This is a genomic window from Mycobacterium sp. 852002-51971_SCH5477799-a (genome assembly GCF_001667145.1).
Lineage (GTDB): Bacteria > Actinomycetota > Actinomycetes > Mycobacteriales > Mycobacteriaceae > Mycobacterium.
Genome location: NZ_LZIF01000049.1, coordinates 13,211 through 30,078, shown reverse-complemented (window position 1 = coordinate 30,078; position 16,868 = coordinate 13,211). Strand labels below are relative to the sequence as shown.

Below are 16,868 nucleotides of genomic sequence, written 5' to 3'. Positions count from 1 at the left end.
ACGCCTGGATTCTCGACGCGGTCCGCACGCCTCGCGGGCGCGGGCGCCACGACGGCGGACTGCACGGCGTGCATCCCCAAGCACTGCTCGCGCGATGCCTCACCGCGCTGACCGAACGGGTCGGCTTCGATCCGGCCGACGTCGACGACGTGGTCGCCGGCAACGGCATCCTCAGCGGAGACCATGGCGACGACATTGCGCGCCTGTCGGTGCTGCTGGCCGGCTGGCCGGAGAGCGTTCCGGGGATGACGCTGAGCCGATTCTGCGGGTCGGGCCAGCAGGCCGTTACCGTTGCGGCGGCGGGCATCGCCGCGGGCAGCGAGGATTTGGTGATCGCCGGCGGCGTCGAGTCGATGTCGCGGTGGGACGTCGCAGCGGGCGTCCCGACCATCGACGGCAACAATTCGGATCTCCGCGCAATGTATCCAACTGTCCCGCAGGGCATTTCGGCTGACCTCATCGCCACCCTGGAGGGATTCAGCCGCGAGACCGTGGACGCCTACGCCGCGCAGAGCCAAAGCCGCGCCAGCGCGGCCATCGAGCAGGGGCGCTTCGGGCGTTCGCTGGTCGACGTCCCGACGCCCGAGGGTGGCATCGAACGCGACGAGCATCCTCGCCCCGGCACCACCACCGAGTCGCTGGCCCGTCTCAAACCGGCCTTCGCCTCGATGGGCGCCGCGTGCGCCGACGGTGAGCGGCGCACCTTCGACGAGATATGTCTGCAGCGCTATCCCGGCATCGACCGCATCGAACACGTACACCATGCGGGCAATAGCTCTGGGGTCGTCGACGGCGCCGCCGCCGTGGCGTTGGCTTCATCGAATTGGATGCACACCCATCGGGTGGCGCCGCGCGCGCAGATCCGGGCCACCGCGGCCATCGGCAGCGAACCGATCATCATGCTCACCGCGCCCGGACCCGCGGCGCAGCGGTGCCTCGAGCGCGCCGGCATGACCGTGACCGACATCGATCTCTGGGAGATCAACGAGGCTTTCGCCGCCGTCCCGCTCAAGACGATGCGCGACCTCGACATCGACCCGGAGCTGGTCAACGTCAACGGCGGAGCGATCGCGCTCGGGCACCCCATCGGCGCCACCGGCGCCATGCTGATCGGCACCGTGTTGGACGAGCTCGAACGTCGTGATCTGACAACGGGACTCGTGACGATGTGCACCGGCGGCGGGATGGGCACGGCAACGATCATCGAGCGGGTGTGACCGTGCCCGAAACCGTGGATCTGGACTGGCCCCGCGACGGGGTCGTCGTGTTGCGGCTCAATCGCCCGCAGCGGCTCAATGCCATCAACGAGGCAATGCAGACCGAATTGCATGACGCGTTCCAGGATTTGGCCGCCGATACTGCGGCGCACGCCGTCGTGCTGACCGGCGCCGGACGCGGATTCTGCGCGGGCATCGACATGCGCGACTTCGGGCCCTCGATGGTGGACGCGAGCGCTCCCGCACTGGACCGGATGCGCTTTCAGGAAAGGATGGCCGCCCTGGCCGAGGCGGTGCGGGCGTTGCCGCAGCCCGTCATCGCCGCCGTCAACGGCCCCTGCGTGGGCGCGGGACTAGCGCTGTTCCTGGCCGCCGACATCCGGATCTGCTCGACGGCAGCCTCTTTCGGCAACGCCGCCATCCTGCTGGGACTCTCGGGCGCCGAGATGGGCATGAGTTACCACCTGCCGCGCATTGTCGGCACCAGCGTCGCCGCCGACTGGATGCTCACCGGCCGCACCGTGTCGGCCACCGAGGCCGATCGGCGCGGCCTGGTCAGTGAGGTCACCGACCCGGATGGACTGTCCGATCGCGCGGTGGAATTGGCGTCGCTGATCGCAAGCCATGCCCCGCTCGGCGCGCAATTGACCAAGCGCGCCCTGCAGGTCAACACCGACGCCACGAGCCTGGCGTCGGCCATCGAACTGGAAAACCGCAATCAGGTGATCTCCCACGCGACTGACGAGGCGGCCGAGCGCCGCACGAAATGGTCTTCATGAGCGGCCCCCTGCGCGGTGTTCGCATCATCATGATGGGCGGGTTGGGGCCGGCACCGTTTTGCGGAATGTTGTTGGGAGACTTGGGCGCCGAAGTCATCCGCGTCGATGCGCTGAAGGGTGTGGACGGCCCGCTGCCCGTCGACCACGCGGTCCGCCGCAGCCAGCGTTCGCTGGCCGCCGACGTGAAGGACCCGCGGGGCCGGGACCTTGTTCACCGGCTGGCCGCCGAGGCGGATGCCTTCGTCGACGTCTACCGGCCGGGGGTGGCCGAACGCCTGGGCATCGGCCCCGGCGCGCTGCGGAACCACAATCCCCGCCTGGTCTACGCCCGCATGACCGGCTACGGACAGGACGGGCCCCTGGCCGGTCACGCCGGTCATGACATCAATTACCTTGCGCTCACGGGCGCCCTGCACGCCATCGGCACCGCCGAATCGCCGATACCGCCGCTGAATCTCGTCGGCGACTACGGCGGCGGCGGAATGCTCTTGGCCGTGGGGCTGCTGAGCGCGATTCTCGAGGCCCGCGAGTCGGGTGTCGGCCAAGTCCTGGATGTGGCGATGGTTGACGGCGTCGCCGCCCTGCTGGCACCGTATTTCGGCATGCTTCCCGCCGGCACGTGGCGCGACCGGCGCCACGACAACCTGCTCGACGGGGCCGCGCACTTCTACGGCGCGTACGCCACGGCCGACGGGGGCCACATCGCCGTCGGCGCCATGGAACCGAAGTTCTACGCCGAGCTTTGCGATCGGCTCGGCGTGGATGTGCCCCACGACGACGGCGACCCGACCGCGTGGGCGGCCCATCGGGACGTACTTGCCGCGCGCTTCGCCGAGAAATCCCGCGCCGAGTGGGAGCGCCTGCTCGATACGCCGGGATGCTGTGCCACACCGGTGTTTTCGCTGACCGAGGCACCGCTTCATCGGCATAACCTCGCGCGGCAGGCCTTCATCGAGCTCGACGGCATCACCCAGCCCGCACCGGCGCCCCGCTTCTCCCGGACCCGTCCGGCCACCCCCGCACCGCCGTCGCTGCCGGGGGACCACACCCGCGTGGTGCTGCGCGAGCTCGGCCTGGACACCGACGCCATCACCGCGCTCGAGGACGCCGGCGTGGTGGCCCAAAGCAGCTCACAGTGATTAACCCAGAGAGGACGACGCATGTCGTGGGACTTCTCCACCGACCCGGAGTGGGCGGAACAACTGCAGTGGGTCGACGCCTTCGTGCGCGAAGAGTGTGAGCCGATTGACCTGATTGTCAAGGAATCTCACGACCTTGATGACCCGGTGCGTCAGGCGCTGATCCCGCCGCTGCAGCAGATCGTGAAGAAGCGCGGCCTGTGGGCGACCCACCTGGGCCCGCACCTGGGCGGTCCGGGCTTCGGTCAGGTGAAGCTGGCGCTGCTCAACGAGATCCTGGGTCGCTCGGAATGCGCGCCGATCGTCTTCGGCTCGCAGGCCCCCGATTCCGGCAACAGCGAAATCCTGGCTCATTACGGCACACCCGAGCTCAAGGAGCGCTACCTGGAACCGCTGTTGGACAACCGGATCATTTCGTGTTTCTCGATGACCGAGCCGCAGGGCGGGGCCGACCCGAAAGTGTTTCGCACCACCGCGGTGCAAGACGGCGATCACTGGGTCATCAACGGGGAGAAGTGGTTTTCGTCGTTCGCCTCGATGGCGTCGTTCCTCATCGTGATGGCGATGACCGATCCCGACGCACCGCCCTATGAGCGCTACTCGATGTTCGTCGTCCCCGGCGACACCCCCGGCATCAACGTGCTGCGCGACGTCGGGCTGGGATACCAGCCGACCGGCGGTGGGCGTGAGGGCTATGTCCGTTACGAAAACGTCCGCGTGCCCGCCGACCACATGTTGGGCCCGCGCGGCGGGGCCTTCGTCGTCGCGCAGACCCGGTTGGGCGGCGGGCGGATTCACCACGCGATGCGCACGGTGGGCCTGGTCCGCCGGATCTACGACATGATCTGCGAGCGCGCCGTGTCGCGCTACACCCAGGGCGAGGCGCTGGCCAACAAGCAACTGGTCCAGGAGATGGTCGCCGACTCGTGGATGGAAATCGAGGCGTTCCGGCTGCTGACCCTCCAAACAGCTTGGAAGATCGACCAATTCAACGACTACAAGGCCGTGCGAGCCGACATCTCGGCGGTGAAAGCGATGATGCAGAAGGTCCTGCACGACGTGTCGTCGCGTGCGCTACAGGTGCACGGGTCACTGGGCACCACCCACGAGATGCCGTTCGTGCAGTATCTGGTCGAGTCGTTCGTGCTCGGGCTGGCCGATGGCCCCACCGAAGTGCACAAGGTCACGCTGGCGCGGCTGCTGCTGAAAGACCGTGAGCCCGCACCGGATATGTTTCCCTCCGAACATCTGCTGCGGCTGCGCGCCGCCGCGGAGGCCAAGTTCGCCGACAAGCTGGCGGGCATCGCCCGCGGCTGAGCGCCAACCCGAATCAGACGGTTTTGGTGACGCCGACGTAGGACAGGACCACGTCGGAATCGTCGGTTACCCGGTTGAGCACCGCGTAGGAGCGAATGAACGACTGCCCCACACATCCGTCGATCTTGACGTGGAAGTTGCTGACCATCACCCAAGGGTTTGGACCCCTGAACTGTTTCTTGACCACGGGCACCACGACCACGAGGCCGGGCTTGAGTCCCACGTTGAGCACGCCGGCGATCGGAGCAACCACCAACGGGAGCACGTCACCCGGCACGCCGGTGACCGGCCCCGTCACACCCGGGGTGATGCCGGCGGTGCCCCCGATCGTGACGCCGTCGGATGTGCTCATGTCGATCCCACAACCGATCTCGAAACCCACCTCGAGCACACCCTGGGGCTTGCCCGGGCCCACCAGCGACCCCACGAATATCCCGCTGGCTAGGTATTCGCGGGAGGAAACCGCGGTGGTCAACGGCGCCACCGGAACCTGCTGCTCGTCCCTGGCGCCTACGCCCAGGGTCCAGCCGTCGGGAGTCTGCAGGACCACCGGAGGGTTCGACGGCAACGAGCCCTCGGCAACCGGCGCCGCTTCGGGAGGGGGCGGTTCGGCGTCGGGATCGGCGCCCGTCGCCGGCGCCGTGGGCAAAGAGACAGCCAGGCACACGGCGGCCGCCAGGGCGCGACGAATGACCACGGCTATGGGCCTCACGGGCGACACCGTAAGCACCCACCATTTCGAGTCACGCAATTTGCTGGCCGGCGGATCGAAGTCGTTGTCTGTTTGTAACTATTACGCGATATGGGGCCGAAGGTAGACTCGATGCTTGAAAAGCCAACAACCTTCGGCAGAAACCGAGGAGGCGGCGATGACGCTTCGCACGCGCGCTCGCGGACTGCTCGTCTGCGCAACGGCGGCCATCGCACTGGCCAGCGGCGCCGGTATCGCGCAGGCGGACCCGAACGTTGATCCGCGCCCGCAGCCACCGGGGATCGACGAAGTATGGAGCCCGTTCCCGACCACCTGGACTAACCCATCCAACGAAGGTCAGCCCGTCAACGACACGGGTGACGTCGGGATGATCTGCGAAAACCTCCTGGTCCGCTGCCAGTAAGACCCTCGGGCTAAGCCAGCGTCGACCTGGCGCGGTCCAGCAGTCTCGGCAACACCGCTGCCATGGCTTCCAATTCGGCTCGCGGCGCAGCTCGTCGGCGATTGTGTTTGACGATCAGCGACCACGTCGCCGCCGATTTGAAGCACGCCAGCGCCGTGAACCACGCCAAATCGTCGACCTCGCAAGCCATCTCAGACCCGTAGAGCTCGGTGAGTTCTGCGATCGGTGGCACCATGCCGTCGGCCGGCGCGACCCGCCGGTAGGTGTCGGGGTCACAGTTGATCAGGAACCAGCCCGCGTCGACGCGGGGATCGCCTACCGACCAGATCTCCCAGTCGATGACCGCGTTGACGTGTGATCCGGTAGCGAGCACGTTGCCCAGCCGGAAGTCACCGTGCACCACGCGCGGCGTCATCGCGCTCGGAGCGCAATCCAACAGCGCGACGCGTACTTCGGGCCAATTTGGTGCCAGCGACGGGTCGACGGTCCGCAGCGTGTCGGACCACCGGTGGACTTCGGCGACCGGATCGATCACCGGTTCATCGCCCAGCCCGAGCTCCGTCGGCGCGAGTCTGTGCAGGGCGGCCATGGCGCGGCACGCATTCCGATACCGATCGCCGAGGCCGGGCACAGGCGTGCAACCGTCGAACAACGGTTCCACACACTCTCCTTCGACGTGCGTCATCACGTACAGCGGTGGCGTCCCGGGCGGTTCCCCCGGGTCCTCCCACAGCACCGTCGGCACCGGAACGCTGCTCTTTCCAAGAGCTTTGATGATGCGGGCCTGGCGCAGCACATCGCGATGCGCAACCGGTTCGACACCCGGCGGGGCGACTTTGACCACCACCCGTTGGCCATCCCTGACGCCCGCGAAGGTGAGGCTGGAGGCTCCCCCTGACAGCGGAGCGACGTCGACGACGCGGGCACCGTCGAGCCGCCGGCGCAGTTCGGCGGGATCGAGCTCGGGCATTCAGCCCGCCGGCGTGGTCCAGCCGACCTCGGCAAGGAAGGGCTGGGTATGTGCGATGCGCCCGGTCAGGGTCTTCGGATCACCAGTACACAACCGGAACGCCGTTTCGGTGATCAGCGCGATGTCCTCGGTGTCGGTCTTGGCCAGATCGAGGGTGCCGGCGCCGGGCGTGGCCACGGGATTGGACGGGGCGGCGGCGTTGACCGCGATCCCATCGTCATACAGTTCGGCCGCAAGGCTTTTCGTCAATCGGTTGAGTGCGGCCTTCGCCGTACCGTAGATGCCGAAGCCGGCGGTACGGTCGAACTCCGAAAAGGGCGGGCCCGGCGGCAGGTCGCCGCCCACCGAGGTCAGGTTCAAGATCCAGCCGCGTCCGCGCTCGCGCATCGCGGGTATCGCCAGTTGGCACAGATGCAACGGCCCGAGGACGTGCATCTCCATCATCAGCCGGGCGCGCCGCTCGGGAAACCCGTCGAGCGGGCGCAGGAACGTCACCGCGGCGTTGTTGACCAGGATGTCGGGCGCGCCCACGGCGCTGACCACTTCGGCGAACAGCCGTTCCCGGTCTTCGGGTTGGGACAGATCCGCTTGGACCGCAACGGCTTTCCCGCCGGCCGCGACAATCTCGTCGCGGGTCTGGCTCAGCGACCCCTGGTACTTCGGATCGGGATCCATCGTGCGGGCGGTCAACGCCACCGTGGCTCCGCGTTCGGCCAGCCGCGCGGCGATTGCCTTGCCCAGGCCCCGACTGCTTCCGGTGACCAAAGCCACCATCCCGTCGCAGCGTTGCGCGCTCATCGTCCGCCTCTCCGAACCCGTCCTTCGCTGGAAACGGCTTCTCCGTGTCAGAGAATGCCATTATCGCCGGTTGAGGGGAAGCCTGGGCTCGGCGCGCTGTCGTCAGCGCCGAGGCCGCGGCCGTCCCGTCCTCCGGCGAAATGCATCGAGGGAGTAGGCGCCGCCGCCGAAGAAAACGAGCAGGAAGAAGGCGAAACAGAACAGGACGGCCAAAGCTCCGCCGTTGCCCGCGGGCGGATCGGCCACGGGCCACAACGCCTTGGGTTGATGAACCGAGAAGTAAGCGATCGCCATCTCCCCCGAGGCGACGAACGCGGCGGCGCGGGTGAACAATCCGCCGGCGATCAGCAGGCCGGCGATGATCTCGATCAGCCCGGCATACCAACCGGGCCAGGATCCGACTTCGACGGCAACGGGCGACCGGACGGGCCAGTCGAAGAGGCTCCTCGACCCGTATGCGGCGAAGAGCAGACCGTAGACGCACCGAAACACGCTCAGTACGGCCGGGGCGCAGGGGGTGAGTCTTTGGCCCAGATTCGTCGTCACGCTGGCTAGGTTACGGTCGCCACCCAGCCGCGCCGGCGCCACCACAGCCGGCGCTCTGTCAGGTAGATACGTACTTGTACCCAGGTATGAAAGGAGGCGTTTTGACCTATCTCTTTCTCCTCGGCGCCATATTCGCCGAGGTGATAGCGACCAGCCTGCTCAAGAGCACCGAAGGCTTCACCCGCCTGTGGCCGACCGTGGTGTGCCTGATCGGTTATGCCGTCTCCTTCGCGCTGCTGGCGGTGTCGATTTCGCGCGGTATGCAGACCGACGTCGCCTACGCACTCTGGTCGGCGATCGGCACCGCCCTCATCGTGCTCATTGCCGTGTTGTTCCTCGGCTCCTCGATATCCCTGTCCAAGGTCGTCGGGGTCGGCTTGATCATCGCCGGGGTGGTCACGTTGAACTTCGCCGGTGCGCACTGACGGCAACCGGCAGAGCCGTCCGAAACGGGCTAGGGTGGGCGCTCACGTAACGACGGCAGGAGAGATGTGACTCTACGGTTCCGCAGCCTTGCCTTTGCTTCGCTGATCATGGTGCTGGCGCTGCTGCTCGCCCCGTCCGCCTCCGCCGACACCTACACCGACCAGTTGGTGAGCAGGTTCGACGCTCAGACCCACGTGGTGGTCGACCCGGGGGCCAGGCCGCCGCTGCAGAACCCCGACAAGCTGAACCAGCAGATCCTCACCAGCTCGTGGACCTGGAGCTCGGGCCCTCCGGTCTGGGTGGCCGCGGTGTCCCCCGCCCAAAGCGGCGTGACCACGGCCGATGCCGTTCACGCCGCCATGCTTCGGCGCAACGCCGAGTTCAGCGGAGTCATCCTGGTCATCGATTCTCGCGGCTACCACGTGCGCGCCTACAACGTGCCCAAGGCCATTGCGGACAACGTTGATCAATTCATGAACCAGTCGGCGAAAGACCACCGCAACGACCCGTACGGCGCCACGAGCGCCTTCGTCGGCAAGCTGGCGAGCGCCAACGCGGTCTCCCGCGGGCCGGCGACCACCTCTCCCGTCGCGCACGAAAAGCACGACGAGTGGGCGTGGCTCAAGGTGACGCTGGTCGTCTTCGGCATCGCGCTGGCCGTGGCCGGCTTGCTCTTCTTCGCTGTGCACCGAAATCGTAAGCACCGCAAGGACACCGAGGCGCGCGAGGAGGTCAAGCAGGAGCTGATCGCGGCCACGTCGAACGTCAGCGACCTCGACAACGCGGTGCTGACCGACGGCAGCGCAGATGTCAGCGCCGAGTCGTTGAAAGCCAACTCCAGCCTGTACGACGCCCGAAATGCTTATGAGAAAGGCGATTACGGCGCCGCGCGGGCTCATCTGCGAGTGGTGCAGTCCACGGTCGACAAGGCCAACCGGAAGTTGGACCCGCGGCGGCCCACACCCAACGTCGCCGCCGTGAACTCGGTGCCGGCCGATGAGCGCAAGCAGGCCACGGTGCGCACCACGAACCCCGACACCGGCGAGTCGGTGACGATCAACAACAGCAACTACAGCACCACTTCGCAGCCGGGCTACCCGTACTACTACGGCGGTGGCTACCACAACGGAATGTTCTTCTACCCCGGCTTCTACCCGTACGCGTTTTGGGGTCCGGGCTGGACGTGGGCGCTGGCCGACGTGCTGTTGATGGACGCGGTGCTGGACGACCATTGGGGCGGCAGCTACGAGCGTGGCTTCGAGGCGGGCCGCGATTCCGCCGATGCCGACACCTACGGCTATGACGGTGGACAGGGCACCGGTTACGACAGCCCGACGGCGGACGTGGGGTTCGCCGGCGGTGATTCGGGCGGCGGCGACGTCGGATTCGCCGGCGGCGACGCCGCATACTCCGGTGGCGGCGATGTCGGCTTTGGCGGCGGGTGGGAGTCGGGCGGCGGTTGGGACTCCGGCGGATCGGATTTCGGTGGTGGCGGCGACTTCGGCGGTGGATCCGATTCCGGTGGTGGCGGCGACTTCGGGTTCTGACCGACTGGGACGTCTTCACGGACCGCGACTGCGGAAAGCACCGACGTCGGGTCGCAATCGTTGGGGTAGCGTTCTCCGCGAGCCTTCGGCAATCCCACGGCGAAGCAAGGACTAAAGCATGAGTTCGTCTTTATATGGTCTGCTGACCGTACTCACCCTTGTTTTGGCCCTGGCTTTGGCGGCCAGCGCTGCCGTGTATGTGAATCGCTTGGAGCGCCGAACGACTGCTCCGGTCAGCGAAGATATCGGGAGCGCCAAAGCGGTTCTGCACAAGGTGCGCAAGGGCGAACCGATGTCACGGCAGGAGCTGGACTACGCGAGGCAAGTCGTTGCCGATCGTGGTTCGTTGATGACCCTGTGCATCCCAGGCGCTTTGTTCATGCTGGGCTGCTTCTATGTCTTCGGCAGCCTCTACCACTTGCATGGAGCGACTCCCTCCGAGCGGACGTTCCTCGGGGTGATCCCCATGTTGACCTCGACGAACCTGGCCATCCAAATCCGGCGCAGCGCACGATTGAAACGGCGGCTGAAGAAAGTGTCCTGACGCAAGTCCAGGCCGGGCAACCTGTGCGGTCGCGGGCAGGCGGGCGGGCCGGTCGGCCTTCCTGGCCGGTCCGGGTTGCGGTGTTCCCGGTCTTTGCACGATGATGTGTCAATTGGGCACATGACCGTCTACTATTTGGCGGGCACGAGGGCGAGAACGGGGGGCACGAACACGATGTCCCTGCCGGGTCGCGAGAGATGATCGAATGAGCCCTCGTTCAGTCGGGCGGAGAGTCCTTTCGCGAATCTGGATGCCGTTGGTCGCCGTTGTTGCGGTCGGTGCGGGCCTGTTGTGCATGTACAAGGTGCATCAATTCTCCGAACCGGAGCCGGTCATCACCGTCAACGGTCCACAGGCGCCCGAGGAGTTCAATCTCAAACGGATCACCTATGAGGTGTTTGGGTCCGCCGGGCGTGGCGGGAAGCTGGTCTACGTCGACATCGATGGCCATCCGCACGAGGTCGATATCACGTCGTTGCCCTGGTCCCACACGGAGACCACCACGCTCACGGTCGCATCCGGCAGCATCTCGGTGCACGTTCACGGCGGTCAGGTGGGTTGCCGGATGCTGGTCGACGGCGTTGTCCGCGACGAGCATTCCGGCGACCATCAGGACGCCGACGTCCAGTGCAGGGTGAAGTCGGCATGACCGAGCATCGCCTCGATGAGCCCCGGGTCAAGCGTCCCTTCATCCCCCGGATGGTCCGCGCTCTGGCGATACCGATCATCTTCTTCTGGGGGCTTCTCGCGGTAACCACGAATACCTTTATGCCCCAAGTGGAACGGGTCGCAGAGGAGCTCGCCGGGCCGATGGTCCCGCATTACGCGCCCTCGCAGCGGGCGTTGCTGCACATCGGCGAAAAGTTTCACGAATCCAACTCGACCAACTTGACCATGGTGGTGTTCGAGGCGAACCGGCCACTGGCGGACCAGGACCACCGGTATTACGACGATTTGATGCGTCGCCTCGAGCGCGACCCCAAGCATGTGCAGTACGTGATGGACTTGTGGGGCAAGCCATTCACCGCGGCCGGGGCGCAAAGCGTCGATGGCAAGTGCACCTATGTGCTCTTGCGTCTCGCCGGCGACATCGGCCAGATTCAAGCCAACCAGTCCGTGGATGCCGTGCGCGACATCATCAAGAAGGACACCCCGCCCCCCGGGCTCAAGGTCTATGTCAGCGGCGCGGCTCCGCTGGCCTCCGACACACTCGCAATTGCCAATGCGAGCCTGAACAACGTCACGATCGTCACGATCATCCTCATCCTCGTGATGCTGTTGCTGGTGTACCGGACCCCCGCCACCCTGTTGGTGCCCCTGCTCGGAGTCCTCATCGAGATGCTCGTCGCGAAGGGCGTCGTCTCGACCCTCGGGCATTACGGGTACATCGAACTCTCATCGTTCGCGGTGAACATCGTCATCGCGTTGACCCTGGGAGCGGGAACGGATTACGGCATTTTCCTGATGGGCCGATATCACGAGGCGCGACAGGCGGGCGAAAGCCGGGAGGACAGCTTCTACATCGCGTACAAGGGCGTCGCGCCCATCATCATCGGGTCTGGTCTCACCATCGCCGGCGCGTGTTACTGCTTGACCTTCGCGCGCCTCAACTACTTCCACACCATGGGGCCGGCCGTCGCGATCACCATGCTGTTCACCATCGCGGCGGCGATGACGCTGGGCCCGGCAGTCTTGACCGTCGGCAGCCTGTTCGGAATGTTCGACCCGAGAACCAGCGCCAAAGGGATTCTGTATCGGCGCATCGGGGCGAGCGTCGTGCGCTGGCCGGTGCCGATCCTGGTGGCCAGCTCCGCCGTGGTCATGCTTGGCGCGATCTTCGTGCCGAGCTACCGGCAGAACTACGACGATCGGCAGTACCAGCCGGCCAGTGCGCCAGCGAATCTGGGCTTTCAGGCCGCCGATCGGCACTTCCCCAAGAGCAAGCTGTTCTCCGAGATGCTGATGATCGAGACCGACCACGACATGCGCAACTCGGCCGACTTCATCTCGCTGGATCGCGTCGCCAGGGCTTTGATCCGCCTGCGTGGGGTGGCGATGGTGCAAGGCATGACGCGGCCGTTGGGGCGGGCGCTCGAGCACGCCAGCATTCCCTACCTGTTCACCACGCAGGGCAGCGGCAACGGCCAACAACTCCCGTTCAACAGGGAGCAGAACTCGAACACCGATGCGCAGGCGGAGATCCAGGCGCACTCCGTTGCGGTCTTGCGCAAAGAGATCGGCTTCTTCCAGAAGGTGTCCGACGAACTGCACCAGACGGTGCTCACCGTCGAGGACCTGGAACGTGTCAGCAACGAGATCAACGAGGAGATCGCGAACGTCGACGACTTCTTCCGCCCGATCAAGAGCTATTTCTATTGGGAGAAGCATTGTTTCGACATTCCGATCTGCTGGTCGTTTCGATCGTTGTTCGACGGGCTCGACCAGATCGACCACCTGGCCGAGGACATCAAGTACGCCAGGATCTCCCTCGTGGAGGTGGATAAGGCTTTCCCGCAGATCATCGCCCAGCTGAAAGCCACTGCCGACGACACGGAAGCCCTTCAGTCGAAGCTGGTCAACAGTTACGGGTCGGCGGATCTGCAGTCCATCCAAACCGAGCAGACCTACGACGATTCGATCAACGTCGGCAACGACTTCGACAAGTCCCGCAGCGACGACTACTTCTACATCCCGCACGAGGCCTTCGACAACGAGGACCTCAAAGCGGGCATGAAGCTGATGATGTCGCCGGACGGCAAGGCCGCCCGCTTCATCGTCACCCACGAGGGCGACGCGATGGGCCCCGAAGGTGTGGAGCATGTCCAGCAGTTCCCTGACGCGATCAAGACGATCCTGAAAGAGACGTCGCTGGCCGGCGCGCGGGTCTATATCGGCGGTTCGGGATCCAACGACAAGGACATCAAGGAATACGCGATGTCGGATCTGCTGATCGCGGCGATCGCGGCATTCGTGCTGATCTTTTTGATCATGCTCTTCATTACTCGAAGTCTGGTGGCGGCGTTGGTGATTCCCGGCACCGTGGCCTTCTCCTACGCCGGGGCGTTCGGCCTGTCCATCCTTTTCTGGCAGCACCTCATCGGCCTGCACCTGCACTGGCTCGTCCTACCGCTGACCTTCATCATCCTGGTGGCCGTCGGATCGGACTACAACCTACTGTTGATCAACCGGGTCAAGGAGGAGCTGCACGGCGGGATCCACACCGGTCTCATCCGCGCGCTCGGCAGCACCGGTGGTGTGGTGACGTCGGCCGGTCTGGTGTTCGCCTTCACCATGCTTGCCATGCTCACCAGCGATCTGAGAACGATCGGCCAGGTGGGTTCGACGGTGTGCATCGGCCTGTTGCTCGACACGCTCATCGTGCGCTCGTTTGTGGTGCCATCCATCCTGCGGATCCTGGGGCCGTGGTTCTGGTGGCCGACGCTGGTGCGTGCCCGCCCGCTGCCACAGCCCTGAGCGGTGTCTGGAACACCATCAAAGCCGCTGTGCCACGTACAAGGGCTACCTGAAGATCTGATGAGAGAACTCAGGGCGCGCCGACGGCGACGGGCATAATCGTGTCGTGAAGGGGCCCGTCGCTGCGATGCCGAAAAAGCGTGCCGGATCGCTGCGTCCCGGCGAACTGGCGCAGGCATCGGTGATGGGCGCCCTGTGCGCGGCGATCGCGATCATCGCGGTCATCCTTCCCCACGGTGGGGGCCTCGGCCTGCTGGGCAGCGTGCCCACCGGGCTGTTGGCCTACCGGTACCGGATCCGCGTTCTGATCACCGCGACGGTCGCCGCCGGGGTGATCGGCTTCCTGGTGGTCGGCTTGAGCGGCTTGGGGGCGATCGCGCTGTGCGCGTACGTCGGGGGGCTTGCCGGAACCGTCAAGCGGCACAGCCGCGGCACGCCCACCGTCATCGCTGTGTCCTTCGCCGCGGCCGTCGTCGTCGGCGCGGGGATGGTAGTCGCGCTGACCGTCCTGACCCGGTTCCGGCAGCTCGCCTTCCACGCCGCCAGCGCAACCGTGGACGGCGCAACGACGGTCGTTTCGCGGGTGCCGCAGCTGCGCACGAGTGCCCAACAGTTCAACTCGTTCTTCGCCGGGGCGTTGCACTACTGGCAGTGGATCGCCCTCGGGTACGCCGTATTCGTCATCGTGGGTGCCTCGCTGGTCGGTTGGTGGGCGTTGTCACGGGTACTGGAGCGGCTACGCGGGATTCCCGATGTGCACAAGCTGGATGCACCCGCCGGCAATGGCCCGATCCGGCCCGTGCCGGTGCGGCTGGACCGGGTGCGCCTGCGCTATCCGCACGCGGACCACGATGCGCTGCGGGCGGTCAGCCTGAACGTGCGCACCGGTGAACACATCGCGGTCACCGGTGCCAACGGCTCCGGGAAAACCACGCTGATGTTGATCCTGGCCGGTCGCGAACCGACCTCGGGCACCGTCGACCGTCCCGGGTCAGTGGGGCTCGGCGAACTCGGCGGGACCGCGGTCATCATGCAACACCCGGAGAGTCAGGTGCTGGGCACGCGGGTCGCCGACGACGTGGTCTGGGGACTGCCCCCCGGCAAGAGCACCGACGTTTCCCGGCTACTCGACGAGGTCGGCCTGGCCGCACTGGCCGACCGCGACACCGGCAGCCTGTCGGGCGGGGAACTGCAGCGCCTGGCGGTGGCCGCGGCGTTGGCCCGCGAGCCGGCGTTGTTGATTGCCGACGAGGTCACCAGCATGGTCGACCGGCAGGGCCGGGAGAAATTGCTCGCCGTGCTGTCCGGCCTGACCGAGCGCCACCAGACGGCGCTGGTGCACATCACCCACTACAACGACGAGGCCGAATACGCGCAGCGTGCAATCAATCTCGGCGATGCGTCGGCGGAAACCGATCTGGTGCGAAGCGCGTCCGCCCCGGCGCCGACGGTGGCGGCCGGTGTCGCATCCGATGCTCCGGTGCTCGAACTCGTCGGCGTCGGACACGAATACGCCGGCGGCACACCGTGGGCTCAGACCGCGCTGCGCGATGTCAGCTTCGTCGTGCACGAGGGTGACGGGCTGTTGATCCATGGCGGAAACGGTTCCGGCAAGTCGACACTGGCATGGATCATGGCCGGGTTGACCGAGCCGGCCACCGGCGCCTGCCTGCTCGACGGTCGGCCGACTGCCGACCAGGTCGGCGCTGTCGCGCTCCAATTCCAGGCGGCCCGACTGCAGCTGATGCGCAGCCGGGTCGACCTGGAAGTGGCTTCGGCAGCCGGGTTTTCGCCCGCCGATCACGCCCGGGTGGCCGTGGCGCTGGGCGCCGTAGGCCTGGAGCCCGGGCTGGCCCAGCGGCGCATCGACCAGCTCAGCGGTGGCCAGATGCGCCGCGTGGTCCTAGCCGGACTGCTGGCCCGATCGCCACGGGTGCTGATCCTCGACGAGCCGCTGGCCGGGCTGGACGCCGCCAGCCAACGCGGTCTCGTCCAGTTGCTGGCCGAGCGGCGCCGTGACACCGGCCTGACGGTGGTGGTCATCTCGCATGACTTCTCCGGGCTTCAGGAACTGTGTCCTCGCACCTTGCACCTGCGGGACGGTTCGCTGCAGGCGGCACCGGCTGCGGCCCAAGCCAATACGGCGGTTGCGGCCGCTCCGGCGAAGCACCGGGCCCGCCGCAGGCGCCCCGTCGTGTTGTTACGGCCGGTGCCGGGCACCTCACCGATACACGAGCTGTGGGCCGGAACGAAATTGCTTGTCGTGTTTGGCATTTCGCTGCTATTGACATTCTTCCCCGGTTGGGTGGCGATCGGACTCAGCGCCGCGCTGGCGGTCGCGGGGATATGGCTCGCGCGTATCCCCCGGGGTGTGGTGCCGTCGGTGCCGCGCTGGCTGTGGATCGTGCTGGTGATCGTCGGGGTCAACGCGGCAGTCGCCGGCGGAAGTCCGAGGATACAGCTGGGTGCGGCGTCCCTCGGCTTCGGTGGCCTGCTGGATTTTCTGCGCATTACCGCGCTGTCGGTGGTGTTGCTCGCCTTGAGCGCGCTGGTGTCCTGGACGACCAATGTCGCCCAGGTCGCCCCGGCGGTGGCCACTTTGGGCCGCTTCCTGCGACCGTTGCGGATCCCGGTCGATGACTGGTCGGTCGCGCTGGCGCTCGCGCTGCGCACCTTCCCCATGCTGATCGATGAATTCCGGGTGCTCTTCGCCGCTCGCCGGTTGCGGCCCAAGGGGCCGCCGCAAACCCGCTGGGCCCGGTTGCGACGTCCGGCGGTAGGCGTCGTAGACGTGGTCGTCGCGGTCATCACGGTGACACTGCGGCGCGCCGACGAGATGGGCGATGCGATCACCGCCCGCGGCGGTACGGGCCAGATCTCGGCGGCTTCGTCGCGACCGAAACCGGCCGATTGGGTGGCACTTTCGATCGTCGCGGCGGTGTGTGGGATCGCCCTGGCGGCCGAGCTCGCGTTGATCGCCGGCCCCTGACCCGAAA

At 66.5% G+C, this 16,868-nt stretch carries 15 protein-coding genes; 11 read left to right on the top strand and 4 right to left on the bottom strand.

The annotated features are described in order from the left end of the window. The first annotated feature begins 8 nt into the window (after window positions 1-8). From A5753_RS05725 to A5753_RS05710, 4 genes are read left to right on the top strand one after another with little or no spacing between them, the layout of a single operon-like run. The gene (locus A5753_RS05725) at window positions 9-1,217 is read left to right on the top strand and encodes an acetyl-CoA C-acetyltransferase (RefSeq protein ID WP_231990013.1); all 1,209 of its coding nucleotides are present in this window, start codon (window positions 9-11) and stop codon (window positions 1,215-1,217) included. Then, window positions 1,214-1,996: an enoyl-CoA hydratase/isomerase family protein gene (locus A5753_RS05720; RefSeq protein ID WP_082971182.1), complete on the top strand. Its 783-nt coding sequence runs from the start codon at window positions 1,214-1,216 to the stop codon at window positions 1,994-1,996. The genes A5753_RS05725 and A5753_RS05720 overlap by 4 nt, the downstream gene beginning before the upstream one ends. Next, entirely contained in the window at window positions 1,993-3,135 is a 1,143-nt protein-coding gene (locus A5753_RS05715; RefSeq protein ID WP_067124312.1) for a CaiB/BaiF CoA-transferase family protein, read from the top strand. Before A5753_RS05720 ends, A5753_RS05715 begins: the two co-directional genes overlap by 4 nt. Window positions 3,136-3,156: 21 nt before the next feature. Further along, entirely contained in the window at window positions 3,157-4,452 is a 1,296-nt protein-coding gene (locus A5753_RS05710; protein WP_067124310.1) for an acyl-CoA dehydrogenase family protein, read from the top strand. 13 nt (window positions 4,453-4,465) lie between these two features. Here A5753_RS05710 and A5753_RS05705 read toward each other — a convergent pair whose 3' ends face one another. Then, on the bottom strand, window positions 4,466-5,149 hold the full coding sequence (locus tag A5753_RS05705; RefSeq protein WP_067124308.1) for an MspA family porin: 684 nt from the start codon (window positions 5,147-5,149) through the stop codon (window positions 4,466-4,468). Between the two features lie 172 nt (window positions 5,150-5,321). On the opposite strand from A5753_RS05705, the gene A5753_RS05700 reads away from it, so the two are divergent. Next, window positions 5,322-5,567: a hypothetical protein gene (locus A5753_RS05700; RefSeq protein WP_067124306.1), complete on the top strand. Its 246-nt coding sequence runs from the start codon at window positions 5,322-5,324 to the stop codon at window positions 5,565-5,567. A gap of 10 nt (window positions 5,568-5,577) precedes the next feature. On the opposite strand, the gene A5753_RS05695 is transcribed toward A5753_RS05700, so the two are convergent. From A5753_RS05695 to A5753_RS05685, 3 genes are all read right to left on the bottom strand, one after another. Continuing rightward, entirely contained in the window at window positions 5,578-6,537 is a 960-nt protein-coding gene (locus tag A5753_RS05695; RefSeq protein WP_067124304.1) for a phosphotransferase family protein, read from the bottom strand. After that, complete coding sequence (locus A5753_RS05690; RefSeq protein ID WP_067124302.1) at window positions 6,538-7,335, bottom strand: SDR family NAD(P)-dependent oxidoreductase; 798 nt, start codon at window positions 7,333-7,335, stop codon at window positions 6,538-6,540. Between the two features lie 102 nt (window positions 7,336-7,437). Further along, window positions 7,438-7,881: a DoxX family protein gene (locus A5753_RS05685; RefSeq protein ID WP_067124455.1), complete on the bottom strand. Its 444-nt coding sequence runs from the start codon at window positions 7,879-7,881 to the stop codon at window positions 7,438-7,440. 101 nt (window positions 7,882-7,982) lie between these two features. Between A5753_RS05685 and A5753_RS05680 the strand changes: the two genes are divergently transcribed. The 6 genes from A5753_RS05680 (at window position 7,983) to A5753_RS05655 (ending at window position 16,861) form a co-directional block, all read left to right on the top strand. Continuing rightward, window positions 7,983-8,306, top strand: a complete 324-nt coding sequence (locus A5753_RS05680) for a multidrug efflux SMR transporter (protein ID WP_082971185.1) — start codon at window positions 7,983-7,985, stop codon at window positions 8,304-8,306. A 66-nt stretch (window positions 8,307-8,372) separates the two neighbouring features. Next, entirely contained in the window at window positions 8,373-9,854 is a 1,482-nt protein-coding gene (locus A5753_RS05675) for a hypothetical protein (RefSeq protein WP_067124298.1), read from the top strand. Between the two features lie 118 nt (window positions 9,855-9,972). Further along, complete coding sequence (locus tag A5753_RS05670; RefSeq protein WP_067124296.1) at window positions 9,973-10,398, top strand: hypothetical protein; 426 nt, start codon at window positions 9,973-9,975, stop codon at window positions 10,396-10,398. A gap of 205 nt (window positions 10,399-10,603) precedes the next feature. Beyond that, complete coding sequence (locus A5753_RS05665; RefSeq protein WP_197694595.1) at window positions 10,604-11,047, top strand: MmpS family transport accessory protein; 444 nt, start codon at window positions 10,604-10,606, stop codon at window positions 11,045-11,047. Continuing rightward, window positions 11,044-13,872, top strand: a complete 2,829-nt coding sequence (locus A5753_RS05660) for an RND family transporter (protein WP_067124292.1) — start codon at window positions 11,044-11,046, stop codon at window positions 13,870-13,872. Before A5753_RS05665 ends, A5753_RS05660 begins: the two co-directional genes overlap by 4 nt. Before the next feature lie 106 nt (window positions 13,873-13,978). Then, window positions 13,979-16,861, top strand: a complete 2,883-nt coding sequence (locus A5753_RS05655) for an ATP-binding cassette domain-containing protein (protein ID WP_156655960.1) — start codon at window positions 13,979-13,981, stop codon at window positions 16,859-16,861. Window positions 16,862-16,868: the final 7 nt, after the last annotated feature.

Coding starts and splice junctions, on each gene's coding strand:
- A5753_RS05715 (WP_067124312.1), top strand. CDS start 1,993: ATGAGCGGCCCCCTGCGCGGTGTTCGCATCATCATGATGGGCGGGTTG.
- A5753_RS05710 (WP_067124310.1), top strand. CDS start 3,157: ATGTCGTGGGACTTCTCCACCGACCCGGAGTGGGCGGAACAACTGCAG.
- A5753_RS05700 (WP_067124306.1), top strand. CDS start 5,322: ATGACGCTTCGCACGCGCGCTCGCGGACTGCTCGTCTGCGCAACGGCG.
- A5753_RS05695 (WP_067124304.1), bottom strand. CDS start 6,537: ATGCCCGAGCTCGATCCCGCCGAACTGCGCCGGCGGCTCGACGGTGCC.
- A5753_RS05690 (WP_067124302.1), bottom strand. CDS start 7,335: ATGAGCGCGCAACGCTGCGACGGGATGGTGGCTTTGGTCACCGGAAGC.
- A5753_RS05670 (WP_067124296.1), top strand. CDS start 9,973: ATGAGTTCGTCTTTATATGGTCTGCTGACCGTACTCACCCTTGTTTTG.
- A5753_RS05665 (WP_197694595.1), top strand. CDS start 10,604: ATGAGCCCTCGTTCAGTCGGGCGGAGAGTCCTTTCGCGAATCTGGATG.
- A5753_RS05660 (WP_067124292.1), top strand. CDS start 11,044: ATGACCGAGCATCGCCTCGATGAGCCCCGGGTCAAGCGTCCCTTCATC.